This is a genomic window from Williamsia sp. z34 (genome assembly GCF_059553395.1).
The window spans coordinates 22869-43302 of the sequence record NZ_JCANWW010000003.1; the positions used below are offsets into that span (position 1 = coordinate 22869).

Consider the following 20434-nt stretch of genomic DNA (forward strand, 5'->3'; position numbering starts at 1 on the left):
ATCAGGCACCTGCCTTCCCGGCTCCAGCCGAATTGGTTGTCACTGGTTCGCGGGTGACACAGGCCGCGGCGAGGATTTCATCATCGAAATCCGGGACGATCTTGCCGCCCTCATCGAGCATCAACTCGATCAACGCAAGAACGTTCTTCGAATACAGCTCCGAGGCATGCTCGGGCATACCCGCCGGAAGATTCAACGGCGAGCAGATCATCACGTCATGACGGATGACTTCCTGGCCCGGCTCGGTCAACTCACAGTTACCACCGGTCTCACCGGCCAGATCGACCACCACACTGCCCGGCTTCATGCCCTGCACCGCCGCCGCGGTCACCAGACGCGGCGCCGGGCGACCCGGCACCAACGCGGTCGTGATGACCACGTCAAAACCCTTGATCGCGTTTTCCAGAGCCTGCTGTTGTTGTGCGCGTTCGTCTTCGGTCAACTCACGGGCGTATCCACCCTCACCGGCGGCGTCGATCCCCAGATCGAGCCACTGCCCGCCGACGGACTTGACCTGCTCGGCCACCTCCGGACGCACGTCGTAACCGGTGGTCCGCGCACCCAGACGCTTGGCCGTGGCCAGCGCCTGCAACCCGGCCACACCCACACCGAGCACCAGGACCGTGGCCGGCTTCACCGTCCCGGCAGCAGTGGTCAACATCGGGAAAAACCGGGTCGAGCGTTCAGCCGCCAAGATCACCGCCTTATAGCCGGCGACGTTGGCCTGCGAGGACAACGCATCCATCGACTGAGCCCGCGAGATACGTGGAATCGCCTCGACAGCGAAGGCCTGCACACCCGCCGACTTCAAAGCGCCGATCTGATTCTCGGCATCACGCGGATTCAGAAAACCGATCAACGACGAACCCGACGACAACCTGCCGATCTCGGCATCAGTGGGCGGCGCAACCTTCACAACCACCTCAGCCGACCACGGATCGCCGATCGACGCACCGGCCTCGACATACAACTCATCAGGAATCAACGCACCCAAACCCGCGCCCGACTCCACGATCACCGGCACACCCTTGTTCACCAAAGCGGCCGCGACCTTCGGAACCAGCGCGACTCGGCGTTCCCCCGCCGCCGTTTCGCGCACAACACCCACACTCATTTCAAGCTCCCTTGTCATGGGGTTGGGCGGTTCGTCGGTGAACCTCGGTCCGACGCCTGCCCACAAATGGCCGATGTGGCGCACGACTCACGTGCGCCACATCACTGCGTTGGAACATAGCATGCTCAAAAGGACAGGGGTGGTATGCAACTGAACACAGTTCAAGAACTGAACTCGTACCCGCCAAAAGCTTTTGAACAGCGAGTTATCCGCAATTAACCGATCTGCGGTGTGGCATGCCGTCTCGCGGCGTGATCAGAACGTGACAGCGACGACCGGAGCGCCCGTCGGCTGCGCAGACCCGCCCTCGGGTTCGACCGTGACACCGAATTCGTCCGAACCGGCGACACCGTCGACGGCGACGGCCTGACGACCCGGCGAACCCTGCATCAGCCCGACCGACAACGGCTCGTGATCCTCACCCATCAGCCACATCTGATACGTCTGGCCTGCTGGAACCGGGGGCAACCCGTCGGCTAGGACGACCGCCTTGTTCTCGTCGCGTGAAGCCACGACGGTGACACTGGCACCGTCGCCGACGGCGGCCTGCTGCAGCTTCAGATCCGGCGCCGAGAGCACCTGACTGATCTGCCTGTCCAGGTCATCCTGCGCGACCGGACCGGTGTTGTCCGGCGCGGTGACCCGACCCACCAGTACGCCACCGACGATCAGGATCAGCGCGGCCGCAACCGCTCCGACGGCGATGCTCGCCCGACGACGACGCGATGTGAAATCAACCACATTCGACGCCGGCGGAGTGGCGACCTCGGACTGTGGCCGCTCCGGTTCGGATGTGGCAGGCGGCGCGGGTAACTCGGCCAGCAACAGTCCACGGATCTGTGGCGGCGGCGCGGTGGCGTACTCGGCCGACAGCGAGGCCAGGGCTTCGCGGGTACGGCTGATCTCGCTGCGGTACCGCTGCCGCTCGGCGAGCGGCGCCTGTCCGATCTCACGCTCGACCCGGTCAACCTCTTCGGCCTCCAGCGCTCCCACGGCAAACAGTTCGATGTGCTCGTCGAGCCAACTGTGCTCAGCCATGCGGACTCGCCTCCAGACACTGCTTCAGTCGACGGAGGCCGTCGCGGATACGGGACTTGACAGTCGGGAGAGCTGCGTCGAGGCGCTCTGCCACCTGCCGATATGTCAGGCCCCCATAGTAGGAGAGCTCAATGCTCTGGCGTTGCGTCGAGGTCAGGCTGCCCAGGCAGAACACGACGTCGTCACGTTCCTCCCGGGACACGACGGAGTCGGCCACGCTGTCACTGGGCAGTTCCAGGTTCGACACCGAGTAGTCGGTGGATCGCCTGCTGGCTGCTTCCTCGCTGCGAACCCGGTCGACTGCCCGCCGGTGCGCGATGGTCATCATCCAGCTCAGCGCAGATCCGGCAGCGGGATCGAAGCCCTCGGCCTTCTGCCACACCTGCAGGTACACCTCCTGCAGGGTTTCTTCGGCATAACCACGATCTCGTAGAACTCGAAGGATCAACCCGAACACCCGGGCGCTCGTCGCGTCGTACAGGTCGGCAAAAGCCGCTCGATCGTGGCCGGCCGTCCGGATCAACAGATCGGCGAGGTCCACCCGCGCTTCGGGAATTCGGTCGGTCACATCCATGACACTAGCGATAGTCATCAAAACACCTACTCAATCCGCAGCACTCGGTTGTGCCAACCGGTGGCACCGTCAGGAATCGGCGCGACCCGTTCCTCGGGTTGGACCTGTCCGTCCTTGTCTGTCGCGCGGCAGTAGACGGTGTGTTGTCCCGCGGTGGCCGGCCAGGTCCAATACCACTGCCGCCAGGTGTCGTCGGAATACTCCGTCGCCAGCGATGCGGTGTTCCACGGACCGTCATCGACCCGGACCTCGACCTTGGCGACCCCCCGATGCTGTGCCCACGCGGTGCCGGCGATCACCACGTCACCCACCGGATGCCGTGACAATGCGGCGGGCCGGTCGATGCGTGAGGCGGTCTTGATCGGGCCCTCCGGCGCCCAGTCACGCTTGGTCCAGTACGCCTGCGCCTTGTCGAAGCGGGTGACCTCCCAATCGACGACCCACTTGCACGCCGAGACATAGCCATACAGTCCGGGCACCACCTGACGGACCGGAAATCCGTGTTCGAGCGGCAACGGCTCGCCGTTCATCCCGATCGCCAACATCGCGTCGCGGCCGTCCATCACCGCATCGAGGGGTGTGCCCGACGTCCATCCGTCGACACTCGTCGAGAACAGCATGTCTGCGTCGTCGCGCACACCCGCCCGCTCCAGAATCGCCTTCATCGGATACCCCACCCAGGAGGCCGTACCGGCCAGCTCGCCACCGACCTCGTTGGAGACGCATGTCAGTGTCACGATCCGTTCGGTCGACTGCATGTCCATCAGGTCGTCCCAGGTGAGGACGAACTCACGCTCGACCATCCCGTGCACCCGTAGCCGCCAATCCCCGGTGGTCAGCGCCGGCACCTGCAAGGCGGTGTCGATGCGGTAGAAGTCATCGTTGGCGGTGACGAACGGGGTCACACCCTCGACCGCGACGTCCGCACCTTCCGGAATCGGGGTGGCCACACTGGTCGGCCGCGGCAGCCGCACGCGTTTGCGATCGGCGACGACGTCACCCATCGTCGAGATCTGCCTGCCGACGAATGCACCGGCGCCTGAGATCACCACGATCAGACCCGCAGAGATCGCAAAACTTCTCCGTGACATACCATTCCGCGTCGCAGCGGGCTCGGCAGATGACCCGCCGACCAGAAAACCACGAAGGTATCGCAGCACCAATACACCGACCACGATCGCAACCAGGGAAGGTACAGCGTACCAACCGTCCGACGTGGGCCGATGCAGCGCCGCCACCACCCCGAAGATGCCGAACGCCGCGATCATCGCCGAACCGACAGGGACAGCGCGCCTTTCGGCGATCCCGGCCACCACGGACAGAAGCGCCACCGCAATCGCGATGCCCCACAACAACACCGGCTTGTCATTGGTCCCGAACGTCTCGATGGCGAACTCACGCATCGAGGCGGGGGCGCGATCGACGAGAAACGAACCCACCGCATAGAAAGGCGAGGCGTAGGACGAGACAAAGGCAGCTGTCAGCTCCCCGGCAGCAAGTCCGGCACCTGCCGCCACCAGGCCCGCGAGCCCGTGACGCGCCGTTGCTGCTATACGCAATTCCGCACCCTCTCAGGAGATTTCAAGGTTCTCATGTCGGGAGGTGATTCGTATCCACCGAGGTTTCGGATGGCCCAGGGCCCGATCACAAGATTCCTTCATCCGCACCCATCCGCCCCCGCAGCAGCTCCGAACCTGCCGTGACCGACAAATGATCGGCGCCACAGATGCTCCCCTGCGTCGCCGGCGTCGCATACATGACCGATGTAATGGATAAGGACAGCGAAGATGGCTCTCAAACGAATTCAGCGACTGGCAGTGACCGTGGCGAGCGTTGGCTTGGCAATCGGCCTCGTGGCAGGTTGTTCGGACGACAGTTCCGACTCCTCGTCGGACAGCACCACCGCCTCGGCGATGACCTCCGCACCGATGACCACGTCCGCAATGCCCAGCGAATCAGGCACCATGGCAGAAGCCGCCACACTGGTCGGCCCGGGCTGCGCAGCCTACGCCGAAGCCAACCCGACCGGCGCAGCCTCGGTTGACGGCATGGCCGCAGAACCGGTCGCCACCGCGGCCGCCAACAACCCGTTGCTCACCACCCTGACCGCCGCGGTCTCCGGCCAGCTCAACCCCGATGTCAACCTGGTGGACACCCTCAACGGGGGCGAGTTCACCGTCTTCGCACCCACCGACGACGCCTTCGCCAAGATCGATCCGGCGACCATCGAATCCCTGAAGACCGACAGCGAAACGCTGACCAAGATCCTGACCTACCACGTCGTGCCCGGACAGTTGTCGCCCGATGAGATCGTCGGCGAACACGAGACCGTCGAAGGCCAGGTGGTCACCGTGACCGGCCCGGTCGACACCCTCACAGTCCAGGACGCCTCCGTGATCTGTGGCGGTGTGGAAACCGCCAACGCAACCGTCTACCTCGTCGACACGGTGCTGATGCCGCCGGCCGCCTGACCTGCGACCAGCATCACCACGTGAGGTAGATCAAGACCTCGGGCCGGGGCGGCTATACCCCCGACCGGCCGCTCCGGCCCGGGCCTGACAACTCCATACAACAAATTTCCATGGTTCGCCCGACAACTTCGCCCGCCGATACCACGAATTCCGATGTCCTCCCATATCGTGTTCGTTGTGACGATAGGCCCGGTCCCTGGAGATCAGATCGAAACCGCTGCGGCGGAAACAGATCCTCCCCGGCGAGAAACTCTTGTCGAGTTCGTACGCAGGCCCCTGCCAATGCAGGTCCTGCGTTTTTCTGCGGTCGGGATCATGTGCACGACCGCGTACGCGCTGATGTACCTCACGCTGCACGGACTCGTCGGTGCACAGGCCGCGAACTTCATCGCCATGCTTGTCGCGGCCGTGCTCAACACCGCCGCCAATCGTGCTTTCACCTTCCGCCTACGGGGCTCATCGCACCTTCTCAGCCACCACATCCAGGGGGTGGCCGTCTTCGCCTTCGGCTGGGCGCTGACCGCGTTCTCACTGTTCGTCCTGCACGAGATCTCCGAGCACCCATCGAGCCGGCTCGAGCTGGTCATCCTGATGACCGTGAACCTGATCGCGACCGGTGTCCGGTTCGTCACTTTCCGGCAGATGTTCGCCCGGGCGCTGCGCAAACAGCTCGCCACCGCCTCCTGACGCCACCCCGCTAGCGGGCTGCCGCGTGTCGGCCGGCCCGACGGCCGAAGAACGATCCCTCGCCGAGCTGCGTCCCGCTGGCGTAGCCCTTGCCGTCCTGAGCGAGGTTGGCGGCCCCGGCACCGGCCGCGTAGAGCCCCGGGATCACCGCACCCGACTCGTGGAGAACCTCCCCGTCGACCGAGGTGGCCAGCCCACCCATGGTGAATCCGGCGTACATCGCCTTGCCCAGTGACATGTCGAACGCCGCCCACGGACCTTGGTCCTGCGGCGCCAGCCACTCGGGACGCTTGCCGAAATCGGGATCCTCCCCGCGGGCGGCATGGTCGTTGTACCGGGCCATGGACGCCTGCAGGTTCCCTTCGGGTATCCCGAGCGCCGATTCCATCTCCGCGATGCTCTCCCACCCGTCGATGAACGGCACCAGCGGGAACTCGGGCCGTTCCATGTGTGCCTCGTCAACGATGAGATATGCCACCGCGTCCGGCTGCTCCATCACAAATGCCGAGGTCCGCGAGTGATAGGAGTCCTCGCATACGAACCGGTGACCGTCTTTGTTGACCGCGAGCCCGGTCAGCAGAATCGACGGCGGGTAGACCGGGGCGGTCACAAACGGCTGATCCATGTGCTTGAGTCCGCCGCCGACCGACGCCCCGAGCCGGATGCCCAACCCGTCGTCGTAGGTACTGCCCAGCGTGTAGGGCTTCTCGGACATCTGGGGGACGAACTCCGAGACCATCGACTCGTTCATCACAAACCCGCCCGCGGCGATGATCACGGCCTTGGCCTTGATGAACCCGGTGTCCTGCAGACGCTTCCATCGCACCCCGACGACCTGGCCGCTCTCGTCGACCACGAGGTTGCGCGCACCGGTCTCGTAGCGGATCTCCGCACCGATCTCGGCCAGCCGCTTCACCAGCAGGTCTGTGACCATGCCGGCCCCACCCAGGTCACCTTTGACCGGGACCTTGTGACCGCGCGGCGCCGGCACGGCCTGTTCACAGAAAGGCCAGACCTTCTCGTTGCCGGTGTACATCAGGCCCTGGGTGCCGGGCTGGATCACGGCCTTCTCCGGGTAGTAGCTGCGCTCGAACTCGAAGCCGAGTGACTCGAGCCAGTCGAAGTGCTCGACGCTCCCCTGGCAGTAGGCGCGGATCTTGTCCAGCTCGGGTTCACGTGAAACAGCGAGCAGGTACTTCTCCATCTCCTCGGCCGAATCCTCGTGCCCGGTCGCCTGCTGCACCGCGGTGCCGCCACCGAGATAGAAGTGCCCACCGGCCATCGCCGAGGTGCCGCCGGCGACTGCAGCCCGCTCCAGGACCAGCACCCGAGCCCCCGCGGTTGCCGCCTCGACCGCAGCACTGCCGCCGGAGATCCCGCATCCGACGACGAGCACGTCGACCTCATCGGACCACTCGTTGACCGTCGATACGGCAACCACCTCGGGCAATTCGGCCTTCATCAGCGCATCCTCACTCTTCCCGCGGGCGACGCCGAGGTGGGCACCCCGCGATTCGACCCTTCAGTCCCAACCAGAACTCACCGTGTTCAGCCAAATTAGAACTTGTTCTACTTTAGGTCAATCGCGCGGCCGGGGACACACCTTCAGGCGTGTTCGGAAATCAGCGCCGCGACCGTGTTCGGCTCCAGTGCCGAAAAGGTGTGCCGGACATCGCCCGGGTAGTTGATGTAGTCCCCCGGACCGAGTTCGACCGGCTCATCGATCAGGCCGGCCAGCGCGCGCCCGGAGACGAGCACCACGTGTTCAACGACGCCGGACATGTGGGGGTCGGAATCCCGGGGTTCTCCCGGCTGCGCGGTGACCAGGTAGAGATCCCGGCGGGCGTAGTTGGGACAGGCAGAGAGCAGCGTGGCCACATAATCCGAGCGCTCGGACGACAGAGCCGGGCCCTCACCGGAGCGGATCACCTGCACGCGCGGTGACGGTGGCTGCACCAACAGCGCGAACGGCACCTCGAGGGCAGTGCTCAATGCCCACAGCGTTTCCACACTGGGATTACCGTTACCCGCCTCGAGCTGCGACAACGTCGACTTCGCCACCCCGGCCCGGCGGGCGACCTCGGCCAGCGAGAGTCCCGTCCTTTTCCGTTCCCGCTGTAGCGCGGCCGCAATGGCCGCCAGGGGTGCACCGGTCATCTTCGGTCTCCTCGAACTGTTCGGCCGCGATCCGACTCCGTGCCGGCGGCTTCGTTCGCCTGACACTACCGGTCGTTCGGGTTGACGAACACCTTGAACAAGGTCCACCATAAAAGCCATGCGTTCGATATGGCGAACACTCGACCCCGCGGTGGCCCGCGACGTGACACTCGTCTGTGCCGCCATCGCACTGGTGGGGTTGTCCTGCGGCGCGATCACCGTCGGCAGCGGCTTCGAGATCTGGGTACCGCTGCTGATGTCGGTCGTGGTGTTCGCCGGTGCCGCACAGTTCGCCTTCGTGGCGATCATCGCGGCAGGCGGAAGCATTTTCGCCGGGGTGGCGGCCGGTCTGCTGACCAACGCGCGCCACATCCTGTTCGGGTTTTCCCTCGGAGACGTACTCGGCACGTCAATGGCCTCACGACTGGTCGGCTCGCACCTCATGATCGACGAATCCGTGGCCTTCACCATCGCGCAACGTGATCCGGAGCGACGACGGGCGGTCTACTGGGCCTGCGGCACCGGCCTGTTCGTCTCCTGGAACATCGGCGCAGTCATCGGCGCGATCGGTGGCAGCATGATCAGCGATACCAACGCCTTCGGGCTCGATGCCGCGTTTCCCGCGGTGTTGCTGGCATTGATCTTGCCCAGCCTCCGGGACCGCGCCACCGGCAAGGCTGCCTGTGTGGGCGCCGTCATCGCGGTCGCCGCATCACCGTTCACCCCGGCCGGGATACCGATCCTGTTGGCGCTGAGCGCAGTTGTCCTGGCCGTCCCGGTCCGGCGGCCACAGCGGGCGGTGGCGAAATGAGCGTGAGCACACCGGCACTGCTGTTCGGGATCGCCGCACTGGCCGTGGGCACCTTCGCATTCCGGTTCGCCGGGCCCGTCCTGGCCGGGCGGTGGACGATACCCGAACGATTCGAACAGCTCACCACCGTCGGCACCGTGGTCCTGTTGGCCGCATTGGTCGCCACGGCCACCTTCATCGACGGCGGCGAGATCTCCAGTCCGGCAAGGATCATCGGGGTGGCCGTCGGTGGCGTGCTGGCCTGGCGGCGGGTTCCCTTTGTGGCCGTGGTGGTGGCCGCCGCCGGATCGACCGCGCTGCTGAGGTTGGCCGGATTGTCCTGAGCCCGGCTCAGGCACCCAGCCAATCCAAGATCTCCTTGGTGACCCTGTTCGTCGCATCCGAGTATTCGGGATGCTTCTTCAGGAATGCCGCCACCAGCGGGCACACACCGACGATCTTCTTGCCCTGCGCGCGGGCATCATCGAGGGCTTCCTTCACCAGGATGGTGGCCAGCCCGCGGCCACCAAAAGCCTCGGACACCTCCGTGTGATAGAAAACCCGTTGCGCCACACCGTCTTTGTCGGTCCGGTCCGCGTAGGCCGCCAGACCGGCGCGCTCACCGTCGACGGTGACGATGTACCGGCGTTCGGCCGGGTCGTCGGTCACCGTCACCGGTGCGCCGGTCTTGTCCTGCAGGGTCCCGCTGTTGTTGGTCATGTCCGCTCAACACCCCTGTGCCACCCGGATATTCCGCTCATCGCGAGGGCTCCCGGCGTGGCCTGATCCTCGCGTTGGGCAGGGCAGGTGCCGGCAGGCGGGTGACCGGCCCCTCATATCCGGAAACCTCGCCGAAGCGGTCGGACTGCTGCTCCCACTGCTCGCGGTAGGTCACGATGTCCTCATGGCTGCGGCCGACGAAGTTCCACCACATCACGAGTTCTTCGGCAAACGGTGTGCCACCGAGGAGTATCACCCGCGACGGCTGATCATCGGAACTCTGCAGTGTCAGATGGGTTCGGCCGGTTCCGACGTAGGCCATCTCCGTGCGCGCCACCTCCGCGCCGTCGACGCTGACCATGCCCTGATCGACGAGCACCCCGTGCTCGAAATCCGGATCGACCGGAATCGTCAGCGTGGCTCCGGTATCCAGCTCGATCTGAGCGCCCAGCAGTGGACTGAAGGTCTTGACCGGTGAGGTGCTGCCCATCAACGTCCCGATGAACACGTTGATGCGACCGGCGTCGACATACATCGGCTCGGGCACGAAATGGTCGAATCGCCGCTCGGTGTCCCGCGCGTCGGCAGGCAGTGCCACCCACAGCTGGACACCATGCAGCTCGGTCGTCTCCGGCGTGGCCACCTCCGAATGACAGATCCCGTGACCTGCCGTCATCAGATTGACCTCACCGGGCCGGACCATCGCATGGACACCGAAACTGTCGCGGTGCTCGACCTCCCCGGTGAACAACCAGCTGACGGTCTGAAGGCCGGTGTGCGGATGCGGCGGCATGTTCATCCCGCCCGTCTCCCGCACGTCCGCCGGACCGTAGTGGTCGGCAAAACACCATGCACCGATGAGGGATCGCGCCCGTTGCGGGAGCGTCCGATGGACCGTCATCGCCCGAGGTCCACCGAGTGGCACCTCACGTGAGGTCAGGATCTGCACAGCGCGATCGGATGACGGTTCTGGGTGACAGTTGATTTCAGGACCGTCGACGAGGTTGCTCATTGTCCGCTTCTTCCCATTTGCATCATGATCCCCGAGATCGGCCTTCTCCGGGTCGAAAAACGCATCGAATATTCAACACAGCAGATGTTTCATGCCACTGGGGTAATAATTGCCGATAGTAACGGCGATGTTCGCCCGTAAAGCCGATTGTGGACGCCGAGCCGTTGCACCCGGTGCGAGTCACCCCGAAGATCACCAACCATTTCTGGAGGTTTGATCCAATGGCCACTCCGACCACAGTTCAAAAACTTGCCGCCGAGGCGCTCGGCACTTTCTGGCTCGTGCTCGGCGGTTGTGGAACCGCGGTCTTCGCAGCCAAATCCATCGCCGAGGATGAGGACACCGGAACCATGTTCCAGGTCGGTGTCGGTTTTCTCGGTGTCTCGATCGCATTCGGTCTGACCGTCCTGACCGGCATCTACGCTCTCGGACACATCTCGGGTGGCCACTTCAATCCGGCGGTGACCATTGGTGCGGCCCTGGCCAAACGCTTCGAATGGAAAGACGTCCCGGGATACATCATCGTCCAGGTGATCGGAGGTATCGCCGCAGGTGCGATCATCCTGGCGATAGCCAGCGGACGAGATGGTTTTGAAGCCGAAGGAAATATGGCCGCCAACGGATTCGGGGATCATTCCCCGGCCGGTTACGCGCTCTGGGCCGCATTGATCGCCGAGGTCGTGCTGACCGCGTTCTTTGTCATCGTCGTCCTGGGCGCCACCGACAAGCGGGCACCGGCGGGTTTGGCCGGCGTCGCGATCGGCCTGACCCTGACCCTGATCCACCTGATCAGCATCCCGATCACGAACACCTCGGTGAATCCGGCCCGATCCACCGGTGTGGCGTTCTTCAACGGGAACGGTGCGCCGGGTCAGTTGTGGCTGTTCTGGGTGGCACCGATCGTGGGCGCGATCATCGCGGGCGTTCTTTATCCGTTGGTCTTCGACAAGGGTGCAGAAGAACCGGAGCTGGACCAGATCCCCAATCCGGCTCAAGGACGCTGACATCGCCAAGAGCCCCACCTGAAACCGAACGCGGCTACCGGAATCGGCGCAACCGCAGGCTGTTGCCCACCACGAACACCGACGACAGGGCCATCGCCGCACCCGCGATCATCGGACTCAGCAGCCCGAGCGCGGCGAGTGGAATCGCTGCGACGTTGTAGCCGAAGGCCCAGAAGAGGTTCCCCTTGATCGTGCGCAATGTCGCCCGCGACAACCGGATCGCATCCGCGGCAGCCCGCAGGTCGCCGCGCACCAAAGTGATGTCACTGGCCTCTATCGCAGCATCGGTCCCGGTCCCCATTGCGAGCCCGAGATCGGACTGCGCAAGAGCCGCAGCATCATTGACGCCGTCGCCGACCATCGCAACGACCTTCCCCTGCGCCTGCAGGTCTTTGATCGCGTCGACCTTCGCCGCCGGCAGCACACCCGCGATGACGGCGTCGATGCCCACCTGCGCAGCAACGGTTTTCGCCACGGCCTCGTGATCGCCGGTGAGCAGGACCGGAGTCAGGCCGAGATCGACGAGTTCGGCAACCGCCTGCGCGGACGTCGGTTTGAGAACGTCGGAGACCACCAGCACACCGCGAACCCGGCCTTCCCATCCCACCGCAATCGCGGTGTGACCGGAGCGGGCCGCCGCGTCGACGGCCGCCGTCAGCTCATCGGGGAGGTCGAGGCCTCGCTCGACCAGCCACTGCGGGCGCCCAACCGATACCGACACCTCGTCGACGACGCCGGTGACGCCGAGTCCCGCGCTGTTGGCGAAGTCCGACACCACGGCCAGGTCACCGACCCGTTCCTCGGCGCCGACGGCCACCGCCCTGGCGATCGGGTGCTCTGAGGCGTTCTCGACCGAGCCTGCCCGACGTGTCACCTGCCGGACGTCTTCGCCGTCGGCGGCCAGCACCTCGGTCAGCGTCATCTGGCCGGTGGTGACGGTGCCCGTCTTGTCGAGCACGATCGTGTCGACCCGCCTGGTCGATTCCAGGATCTGCGGGCCCTTGATCAGGATGCCCATCGAGGCACCACGTCCGGTGCCGACCATCAGTGCCGTCGGGGTCGCCAGTCCGAGCGCGCACGGGCAGGCGATGATGAGTACCGCGACCGCAGCGGTGAACGCATCGGTCGTGTCATAACCCAGACCGAGCCAGACGGCCAGGGTACCCAGGGCCAGGACGATGACGATCGGGACGAACACACCCGAGATCCGATCGGCCAGCCGCTGAACCTGCGCCTTTCCGGTTTGCGCCTGCTCCACCAGCCGTGCCATCTGCGCAAGTTGGGTGTCACTTCCAATTCGCTTGGCACGCACGATGATCCGTCCACCGGCGTTGACCGTTGCACCGACAACCGGGTCGCCGGGCTCGACTTCGACCGGCACCGATTCACCGGTGAGCATGGAGGCATCGACTGCGGACGAACCACTTTCGACCTCGCCGTCGGTGGCGATGCGTTCGCCCGGGCGCACCACGAACAGGTCCCCGACCCCGAGTTGCTCGATGGGGACCAGCTTCTCACGTCCCCCGACGAGGACGGTGACGCTTTTGGCGCCGAGTTCGAGCAGGCTCCGCAGCGCGCTGCCGGCCCGCCGCTTCGCGCGCATCTCGAAGTACCGCCCCGCCAGGATGAAGGTGGTCACACCGGCGGCGGCTTCCAGGTAGATGTTGGCCGTGCCGTCGGAGGAGGCCATGTCCATGCCCCCATGCGTGAGCGCGGGATCACCGGCGGCGCCGAAGAACAGCGCATACAGCGACCAGCCCAGGGCCGCCAGTGTCCCGACGGAGACGAGTGTGTCCATCGTGGCGGTGCCGTGGCGGGCGTTGATCGCGGCCGCTCGGTGGAATTGCCAGCCGCCCCAGACGACAACGGGCGCGGCCAATGTCAGCGACAGCCACATCCAGTTGTCGAATTGGAGTTGCGGAATCATCGCCATGGCGATGACCGGTATGGACAGGGCCGCACTGACCAGGGTCTTGTGCCGGAGCGTGTGCAGTTCCGGGTCTGATCTGTCGTCGTCGCCGCGGCCCACGCCGGCCGGTTCGGGCACCTTTGCGTGATAGCCGGCAGCTTCGACAGCGGCTATGAGTTCGGCGGTGTCCACCGACTCGGGGTAACTGACGCTTGCCTTCTCGGTGGCGTAGTTGACCGTGGCGGCCACACCCTCGAGTTTGTTGAGTTTGCGCTCGATCCGATTGGCGCACGACGCGCACGTCATGCCACCGATCTCGAGATCGATATGCGCGGGTGATGTGGTGGTCATGCGGTCAGCCCAGCCGGTATCCGGCTTCGACAACCGCCTCTTCGATCGCTTCGCGAGCTACCGGCGCTGCGGCATGCACATTCAATGCCCCCGTATCCAGATCGACCTCGACGCGGTCCACGCCGGGGATCTCGCCCACTTCTTCGGTGACCGATGCCACGCAGTGCTCGCAGGTCATCCCGATCACCTGGTAGGTCTCGACATTCATCTGGAGATTCCCTTCTACGAACGGACCAGCCGGGCGATTGCCTCGGTGGCCTCTTTGACTTTCGCCTGCCCCTGCTCGTCACTCTCACGGGCGGGATCGATGACGCAATGGGACATGTGGCCGGGCTCGTCGGTCATGGTTGCCCCCTGTCGCCTGACAACAGGAACCACTGTACCCCCCTAGGGTATTCCAGTCGACAAGCTCCACCCGGCCGAACAGGGGATCGCGACCGGTCAGGTCTCGCGCTGCTGCTTGATGGACGTCGCCAACTCCGAGAGCAGATCGACCAGGTCGAGCAGCACCTCGTCAACCGAACGAACGCGGCCGACGGCGGGTCCGGCCATCCATTGCGCAGCCTCATCAGCAGGTTCACCGGAGTGACGTGATCGGCGACCGGTACCGACGGGGACCTCGTCCGCCTCCGGAGCCGGGTCGGACGATTCGTGCCGGGGACTTTGCGCCTCGGTCTCGGGAAGTGGAAGTGCTGCCGGGGCGGCGGGCTCGGGTTCCGGCGCACTCGGGGACTCCGGAACGTCGGGCGTGGTCGCTGCCGCATCGTCAGCGGTCGCCACCGACCCGGATCGGTTCACCCCGTTCACACTCACGGTGGCGTCGGGCCGATAGTGCGAACCGAACCGCGGCGTCGATGTCGTCGGGATATACCGGTGGGGTCCGCCGTGGCCGGCGAAGAACACACATGCCAGATCCGTGCTGTCGAGGACCGGACAGGGTTCGAGTTCGGTCAATCGATGGGTGTCGTCGTCATCGGACCACTGCAGCCACAGCCGAAAGCCGTCGCGGGGTCCGGCGCCCGCATCCGAGGCGTGGATTCCGGGATGACCCGAACCCAGACGGCACCGCTGGACCCATCCGTTGTCCGGGGCGTCCCCGAAGGCGCCGTGCGTGTCGGCGGCAGCAATTACCGTTGACCAACACACGTCAAATTCCTCCGCCACATGTCCATCTTGTCCTCAAGTGGTAGTGGTGGCGAGTTCGACACACGAGTTGGGAGTACTGATGATCGGTTTCGTGAAAGCAATTGCACTTGACGGTCCGAATCCGGTGGAACTGGCCGGTTTCTACCAGCGAGTGCTCGGCGGAGCCCTCGACACCAGCGATCCGGAATGGGTCGAATTGGACTGTGGTCTCGGCAAGGCGAAGCTCACATTTCAACAGTCGACGAGCTACGTGCCGCCGAGGTTTCCCGATCCGAACGGGAGTCAGCAGATCCACCTGGACGTCCAGGTCTCCGACTTCGACACCGCCGAACCCAAGGTCCTCGAGGCCGGGGCCACCAAGGTCGAGGGGCAGGAACACGACGACTTCCGGGTCTATCTGGACCCCGTCGGCCACCCGTTCTGCCTGGTACTGAGCTGACCGGGGTCCGGACGACATCGCCTGACTGTGATAACCCCTAGTCAGGCGGCGTATATTCGGGGCCATGGCAGCCGTTCTGGATGACACGTTGGCCGACCTCGATCGCTGGGTTCCCGGTGATCGATGTTCGATCACGCGCGCCCTCGATGTGGTCGGCACCAGGACGGCGATGCTGATCCTGCGCGAGGCGATGTACGGCACCACCAGGTTCGACGGGTTCGCGCGTCGGGTCGGGGTCAGTGATGCGGTGGCCTCTGCCCGCCTCAAGGGGCTCGTCGATGCCGGACTCCTGGAGAAGGCCCCGTACCGGGAGCCGGGACAGCGCACCCGGTACGAGTACCACCTCACCGAGATGGGCGCCGATCTGATGCCCGTCGTCTTCGGGTTGATGCAGTGGGGCGACAAATACCTGCAGCCCGAGGGCCACCCCCTCGACCTGATCTCCGACGTCACCGGCGAACCAGTGAAAGCCGCATTGACCACGCCGGACGGCACCGAGGTGCCGTTGGACGAGCTGCGGATATCGCTGGTCAAGCCCTGATCGGTTGGCGATGACCTCGACGGATAGACTTTTCCCTCATGGTTTCCGACGCGGCGCTGCGCACTGATCTGGTCGTGGTCGGGGCCGGTGTCGCGGGCCTGACCGCAGCGGTGACCGCGGCCGAAACCGGCCTGGATGTCCTGGTTGTCAACAAGGGCCTCCGCTGGCATCCCGGTGACAGCGAACCCGGTACCGCCACCTATTTCGCCCAGGGTGGCATCGCCGTCGTCGAGCCCCACAACACCGAGGATTCGATCGCACTCCACACCCGCGACACCATCGTGGCCGGGGCCGGTCTCGCCGATCCCGCCGCCACCGAATCGATCGTCAGCGACGGTTTCGCGGCGGTTTCCGCGCTGGTCGACTGGGGTGCCGAGTTCGACACCGGTTCCGATGGCCGCTTTCTGCGGACCCGCGAAGGTGGGCACAGCGTTCGCCGCATCATCCATGCGGGCGGGGATGCCACCGGCGCCCAGGTGCAGCGGGCCCTGACACAGAAGGCGCTCACACACCCCAACATCCGGGTCCTCGATGACACGCATGCCCAGCAGATCCTGCTCAGCACCCACGGAACGGCCGTCGGCCTGGCCATCGGTTCGGGCGATGGCGTCCGCACCGAGGTGTACTCACCGACCGTCGTGTTGGCCACCGGCGGCGTCGGGCACATGTACCGGGCCACCACCAATCCCCTCGGTGCGACCGGTGACGGCGTCGCGCTGGCCCATCTGGCCGGCGCGGCGGTCGCCGACATGGAGTTCATCCAATTCCATCCGACGATGCTGTACCGGCCCGGAGTCCGGGGCCGCCGAACCCTGATCAGCGAGGCGTTGCGCGGTGAGGGTGCGATACTCGTTGATGTCCAAGGCAATTCGGTGACCGCGGGTGTTCATCCACTCGGCGACCTCGCGCCGCGGGACGTGGTGGCGGACGCGGTGAGCGCCGCGATGATCCGCACCGGCGCCGACCACGTCTACCTCGATGCCCGGCATCTCGCCGACGTCGCACGGCGGTTCCCGACCGTCACCGCCGGGATTGCCGAGATCGGCATCAACCCCGCGACCGATCTGATCCCGGTGGTGCCCGGCGCCCACTACCTGTGTGGTGGCGTGGTCACCGACACCGAGGGGGCCACCACGGTGCCCGGCCTGTACGCCGCCGGAGAAGTCGCACGCACCGGCCTGCATGGCGCAAATCGACTGGCTTCCAACAGCTTACTGGAGGGCCTGGTGATGGGCAGGCGTGTCGCCCGGGCCGCCGCCGGGCGCACCGGCACCACGATCCCGGCCCCGGATCCGGGTCCGGCCGGTGCGGTTCGAATCGCAAACCGCACCGAACTCCAGGACCAGATGTCCGCACACGCCGCCCTGAGCAGGGATCAGACGGGCCTGACCGCGCTCGCCGATCGACTCGATTCGGCACCGGTGCGGCGCCCCCGCGGCGTCACCGACCACGAAGACGCCGCACTCACCCTGACCGCGCAACTCGTGGTCGCCTCGGCATTGGCACGCAAAGAGTCTCGCGGATGCCATCATCGGACGGACGATCCGGCCATCTGACCGGCGCCGACCCCACCGCCCGCGCACCGGCGACCATCGCAACACTCCGACAGGCGACGGTGCCCCAGGCAGCCAGCAGGAGAACGTACAGGAATATCGAAACCCCCTGGAGCAGAACAGAACCGGTGGCGAACCCGAGGGCCGACGACCCGGTCACACAGGTTCCGACCGGGAAGGTGAAGCTCCACCAGGCCGGGGTGAAGCCCATCCCACGTCGGACATTGTGGACCGTGAGGGAGACCGCCAGGATGAAGACGAAGACCGCGAATCCACCCATCACCAATCCATAGCCGATCCCGAGGAGCCGGAGCCCGGCCGCCGTCGATGCCTGGTCACCGACGAACACCAGCGATGCACGCTCTCCCAGAAGCACTGCGGCAGTCACGGACTGGCCGATCAGCCCGAGCATGATCCACACCGTCGGGGCCACGAGCGTCGAGGGGAGTCCCCGGTGGATCAATCGTGAATACACCATCCCCATGGTCAGCAGTCCGACAAGCAGACTCAGCCCGAACAGCCCGTAGCAGACGACGATCAGACCCATCCGCAACTGACCGGCCGGAACATGCTCGATGAGAAGCGATCCGCCGGCCGCCGAGACCATCGGCGGCACCACCGGCAGCAACCAACTGGGCATCGCCCCCGACTGTGCGCTCTGGGTTCCGGTGATCATCCGGAAGGGAATCCAGACGGCTGTGAAGACACCGGCGACCGTGCCCGCCGTCCACAGCAGGCCGCCGATCCAGACCGCTGCATCCGCACCGATGAACTGCGGTCCGAGCTCGATGGTGCCGGCGCCCACGGTCAGCAGGGCCATGGCAGGGGCACCGTAGAAGTGGGCCATCGCCGGGTCGGCGGCGTGCCGCGAGGGACCACCCCGTAGGAACAGGACCGAGGCGATCGCCAGGCCGACTGCCGCCAGCAACCAGAACACCGTGGTCAGCGCACCGAGTCCGGGCAGACTCGAGTCCAACGCGACGCCGGCGGTCGCGACGATGCCCGTGCCCATGATTGCGGCAAACCAGTTCGGTGTCATGGATCAAGCGTGCGTTGATGGCCACCCGCCCGGTAGATGGCTTGCCCTTGTCCCGGTACAACCGGCAGTTGTACCCTCGACCGATGGTGTTGCCCGCGCGCGTCCCGGATCTGTCCGCGTTGGATGTGGTCGTCTCGGTGGCCCGTGGGGGCAGCATGAGCGCGGCGGCGCGGGAGCAGAACCTGAGCCAGCAGGCGATCAGCGCCCGGGTGCACTCGGTGGAACGCGAACTGGGCGTCGTCCTGTTCCGTCGGTCCCCGGCCGGAACCGAGCTCACGGCCGAGGGTGTTGCCGTCCTGGAGTGGGCGTCAGGGTTGCTGGATGCGGCCGAACGATTCTCGGCCGGCGTCGATTCACTGCTCGGGAGCAAACGTGCGTCACTGTCCGTTGCCGCGTCGATGACCGTGGCCGAATACCTCATCCCACGGTGGGCGCTGACCCTGCGCCGGACACATCCGAACACCCGAATTCGGGTGCGGCCCATGAATTCGGCCGATGTCACGCGCGAGGTCCTGGCCGGCTCGGTGGACGTGGGATTCATCGAGGGGCCCGAGACCGACAACCGGCTCGAGGCGTTGACCGTCACGCGCGACGAACTGGTGGTCATCACGCGACCCGACCACCCGTGGGCTGCTAGCGGCCGGCCCATCTCGGCGGCGGAGTTGCGCACCACCCCACTGGTGCAACGTGAGCCGGGTTCGGGGACGCGCGTGACCTTCGAGTCGGCACTGGGCGAGGTCGTCGATCCGCTGCTGGAGCTCAACTCCGTCGCCGCCGTCAAGGCCGCGGTCCTCGGCTCGGACGCCCCCGCGGTGTTGTCGAGTTTGTCTGTCGCACAAGAACTCCTCGACGGCCGGCTGGCCCGGATCGAGGTCGAGGACGTGGTGATGCCGCGGGACCTACGCGCGATCTGGCCACGGGGATCCCGACTCGGTGGGCCGGCCCGCGAACTGGTGTCCTTGGCGACACACGATCAGCAGGCCACAGCATTCGAGACATCGGGGCAGCCATGACATTTGAATCGGGTACCGACCACCGCGCAGAGGTCCGCGGAGTCGAGATCGCCTGGACCGAGTCGGGGGATGGTCCCGTCGCGATCTGGGCACACGGCCTCACCTCGAGCGGTCTGGGCCAGGAACGGTCCGGGATGTTCGACTGGTCGCCCGTGAGCGCCGAACATCGGCTGATCCGATATGACGCCCGCGCCCACGGCAGTTCGACCGGCGACCCCGAGCCCGAGCACTACACCTGGCCGAACCTGGGCCTGGACCTGCTGGGGTTGCTGGACCAGGTTGCCGAAGGCGAGACGGTCGACGGGCTCGGTTCGTCGATGGGCACCGCCACACTGCTCTACGCCGCGACCACGGATCCGGGCCGATTCCGGCGCCTGGTGCTGACCACCCCGCCCACCATGGGTGCGGTACGGGCCGCTCATGTGCGCGGGTACCTCGACGACGCCGCGTGGATCGAGCGGTCCGGTCTGGCCGCCTATGCGCAGGCCTTCGCATCCGAGCCGATGCCGCACATCTACTCCGGACTGGTCCGGACACCACCCGCGCCCCAGGTGCCGGAGTCCCTGCTCCCATCGGTTCTGCGCGGCGCCGCCCGCTCCGATCTACCCGATGACGACGCCCTGGCCGCGTTGCACCTACCGGTGCTGATCCTGGCCTGGTCGGGCGACGCCGGCCATCCCCTGTCGACGGCGCGGCACCTGGCCGAGAGGATCCCCGACGCCGAGGTGGTCATCGCCGATACGCCCATGCAGTTGCGGCAATGGCCACAGACGACAGCCGCGTTCTTGCGGTGAATCCCCCCGAGCCGGCCTGATCGACCCCGGTCAGCCCGCCCTTTCGCAACACTGAACTTGAAAGTTCGGAGAGCCGAACTCT

Annotated in this window: 23 protein-coding genes; 10 read left to right on the forward strand and 13 right to left on the reverse strand. The window is 65.8% G+C overall.

Annotated elements, in window-relative coordinates:
• Position 1 precedes the first annotated feature (1 nt).
• The 4 genes from AC51GT_RS08750 to AC51GT_RS08765 form a co-directional block, all read right to left on the reverse strand.
• Complete coding sequence (locus AC51GT_RS08750) at positions 2 to 1114, reverse strand: Re/Si-specific NAD(P)(+) transhydrogenase subunit alpha (protein ID WP_496328503.1); 1113 nt, start codon at positions 1112 to 1114, stop codon at positions 2 to 4.
• Between the two features lie 255 nt (positions 1115 to 1369).
• Positions 1370 to 2152: an anti-sigma factor gene (locus AC51GT_RS08755; RefSeq protein ID WP_496328504.1), complete on the reverse strand. Its 783-nt coding sequence runs from the start codon at positions 2150 to 2152 to the stop codon at positions 1370 to 1372.
• Positions 2145 to 2726 carry an ECF RNA polymerase sigma factor SigK gene (gene sigK, locus AC51GT_RS08760; protein WP_496328816.1) on the reverse strand — a complete coding sequence of 194 codons (582 nt, stop codon included), beginning with the start codon at positions 2724 to 2726 and terminating at the stop codon, positions 2145 to 2147. The genes AC51GT_RS08755 and sigK overlap by 8 nt, the downstream gene beginning before the upstream one ends.
• 26 nt (positions 2727 to 2752) lie before the next feature.
• Positions 2753 to 4285 (reverse strand): molybdopterin-dependent oxidoreductase, encoded by a 1533-nt coding sequence (locus tag AC51GT_RS08765; RefSeq protein ID WP_496324124.1) that lies wholly within the window; start codon positions 4283 to 4285, stop codon positions 2753 to 2755.
• A 228-nt stretch (positions 4286 to 4513) separates the two neighbouring features.
• Here AC51GT_RS08765 and AC51GT_RS08770 point away from each other — a divergent pair, with 228 nt between their 5' ends.
• Together AC51GT_RS08770 and AC51GT_RS08775 are read left to right on the forward strand one after the other, a co-directional pair.
• The gene (locus AC51GT_RS08770) at positions 4514 to 5197 is read left to right on the forward strand and encodes a fasciclin domain-containing protein (protein ID WP_496324125.1); all 684 of its coding nucleotides are present in this window, start codon (positions 4514 to 4516) and stop codon (positions 5195 to 5197) included.
• Positions 5198 to 5479: 282 nt separating this feature from the next.
• Positions 5480 to 5884 (forward strand): GtrA family protein, encoded by a 405-nt coding sequence (locus AC51GT_RS08775; protein ID WP_496324126.1) that lies wholly within the window; start codon positions 5480 to 5482, stop codon positions 5882 to 5884.
• A gap of 10 nt (positions 5885 to 5894) precedes the next feature.
• Here the strand turns inward: AC51GT_RS08775 and AC51GT_RS08780 are convergent, their stop codons facing one another.
• Entirely contained in the window at positions 5895 to 7346 is a 1452-nt protein-coding gene (locus AC51GT_RS08780) for an FAD-binding protein (RefSeq protein WP_496328505.1), read from the reverse strand.
• Positions 7347 to 7489: 143 nt separating this feature from the next.
• Positions 7490 to 8041: a helix-turn-helix domain-containing protein gene (locus tag AC51GT_RS08785; RefSeq protein ID WP_496324128.1), complete on the reverse strand. Its 552-nt coding sequence runs from the start codon at positions 8039 to 8041 to the stop codon at positions 7490 to 7492.
• Positions 8042 to 8159: 118 nt separating this feature from the next.
• On the opposite strand from AC51GT_RS08785, the gene AC51GT_RS08790 reads away from it, so the two are divergent.
• A complete protein-coding gene (locus tag AC51GT_RS08790; RefSeq protein ID WP_496324129.1) occupies positions 8160 to 8852 on the forward strand; it encodes an AzlC family ABC transporter permease in 693 nt (230 codons plus the stop codon).
• Complete coding sequence (locus AC51GT_RS08795) at positions 8849 to 9175, forward strand: AzlD domain-containing protein (RefSeq protein WP_496324130.1); 327 nt, start codon at positions 8849 to 8851, stop codon at positions 9173 to 9175. Before AC51GT_RS08790 ends, AC51GT_RS08795 begins: the two co-directional genes overlap by 4 nt.
• Before the next feature lie 7 nt (positions 9176 to 9182).
• Here AC51GT_RS08795 and AC51GT_RS08800 read toward each other — a convergent pair whose 3' ends face one another.
• The gene (locus AC51GT_RS08800) at positions 9183 to 9551 is read right to left on the reverse strand and encodes a GNAT family N-acetyltransferase (protein ID WP_496328506.1); all 369 of its coding nucleotides are present in this window, start codon (positions 9549 to 9551) and stop codon (positions 9183 to 9185) included.
• Positions 9552 to 9588: 37 nt separating this feature from the next.
• Entirely contained in the window at positions 9589 to 10563 is a 975-nt protein-coding gene (locus tag AC51GT_RS08805; protein ID WP_496328507.1) for a pirin family protein, read from the reverse strand.
• A gap of 221 nt (positions 10564 to 10784) precedes the next feature.
• Between AC51GT_RS08805 and aqpZ the strand changes: the two genes are divergently transcribed.
• Positions 10785 to 11567: an aquaporin Z gene (gene aqpZ, locus AC51GT_RS08810; protein ID WP_496324133.1), complete on the forward strand. Its 783-nt coding sequence runs from the start codon at positions 10785 to 10787 to the stop codon at positions 11565 to 11567.
• A 34-nt stretch (positions 11568 to 11601) separates the two neighbouring features.
• Here aqpZ and AC51GT_RS08815 read toward each other — a convergent pair whose 3' ends face one another.
• From AC51GT_RS08815 to AC51GT_RS08830, 4 genes are all read right to left on the reverse strand, one after another.
• Positions 11602 to 13827 carry a heavy metal translocating P-type ATPase gene (locus tag AC51GT_RS08815; RefSeq protein ID WP_496328508.1) on the reverse strand — a complete coding sequence of 742 codons (2226 nt, stop codon included), beginning with the start codon at positions 13825 to 13827 and terminating at the stop codon, positions 11602 to 11604.
• 4 nt (positions 13828 to 13831) lie between these two features.
• On the reverse strand, positions 13832 to 14035 hold the full coding sequence (locus tag AC51GT_RS08820; protein WP_496328509.1) for a heavy-metal-associated domain-containing protein: 204 nt from the start codon (positions 14033 to 14035) through the stop codon (positions 13832 to 13834).
• 14 nt (positions 14036 to 14049) lie between these two features.
• On the reverse strand, positions 14050 to 14172 hold the full coding sequence (locus AC51GT_RS08825) for a hypothetical protein (protein WP_496324136.1): 123 nt from the start codon (positions 14170 to 14172) through the stop codon (positions 14050 to 14052).
• A gap of 96 nt (positions 14173 to 14268) precedes the next feature.
• Positions 14269 to 14973, reverse strand: coding sequence for a hypothetical protein (locus AC51GT_RS08830; protein ID WP_496324137.1), 705 nt, complete (start codon positions 14971 to 14973; stop codon positions 14269 to 14271).
• 79 nt (positions 14974 to 15052) lie between these two features.
• Between AC51GT_RS08830 and AC51GT_RS08835 the strand changes: the two genes are divergently transcribed.
• The 3 genes from AC51GT_RS08835 to nadB all read left to right on the forward strand — a co-directional run bounded on the left by AC51GT_RS08835 (position 15053) and on the right by nadB (position 17509).
• Positions 15053 to 15412 carry a VOC family protein gene (locus AC51GT_RS08835; protein WP_496328510.1) on the forward strand — a complete coding sequence of 120 codons (360 nt, stop codon included), beginning with the start codon at positions 15053 to 15055 and terminating at the stop codon, positions 15410 to 15412.
• A 64-nt stretch (positions 15413 to 15476) separates the two neighbouring features.
• The gene (locus tag AC51GT_RS08840; protein WP_496328511.1) at positions 15477 to 15953 is read left to right on the forward strand and encodes a winged helix-turn-helix transcriptional regulator; all 477 of its coding nucleotides are present in this window, start codon (positions 15477 to 15479) and stop codon (positions 15951 to 15953) included.
• 38 nt (positions 15954 to 15991) lie between these two features.
• The gene (gene nadB / locus AC51GT_RS08845; RefSeq protein WP_496328512.1) at positions 15992 to 17509 is read left to right on the forward strand and encodes an L-aspartate oxidase; all 1518 of its coding nucleotides are present in this window, start codon (positions 15992 to 15994) and stop codon (positions 17507 to 17509) included.
• Here nadB and AC51GT_RS08850 read toward each other — a convergent pair.
• Entirely contained in the window at positions 17418 to 18545 is a 1128-nt protein-coding gene (locus AC51GT_RS08850) for a TDT family transporter (RefSeq protein ID WP_496328513.1), read from the reverse strand. The two genes, nadB and AC51GT_RS08850, sit on opposite strands and share 92 nt — an antisense overlap.
• Positions 18546 to 18628: 83 nt before the next feature.
• Here AC51GT_RS08850 and AC51GT_RS08855 point away from each other — a divergent pair, with 83 nt between their 5' ends.
• Positions 18629 to 19558: a LysR family transcriptional regulator gene (locus AC51GT_RS08855; protein ID WP_496328514.1), complete on the forward strand. Its 930-nt coding sequence runs from the start codon at positions 18629 to 18631 to the stop codon at positions 19556 to 19558.
• Positions 19555 to 20352 (forward strand): alpha/beta fold hydrolase, encoded by a 798-nt coding sequence (locus tag AC51GT_RS08860; protein ID WP_496328515.1) that lies wholly within the window; start codon positions 19555 to 19557, stop codon positions 20350 to 20352. Before AC51GT_RS08855 ends, AC51GT_RS08860 begins: the two co-directional genes overlap by 4 nt.
• Positions 20353 to 20434: the final 82 nt, after the last annotated feature.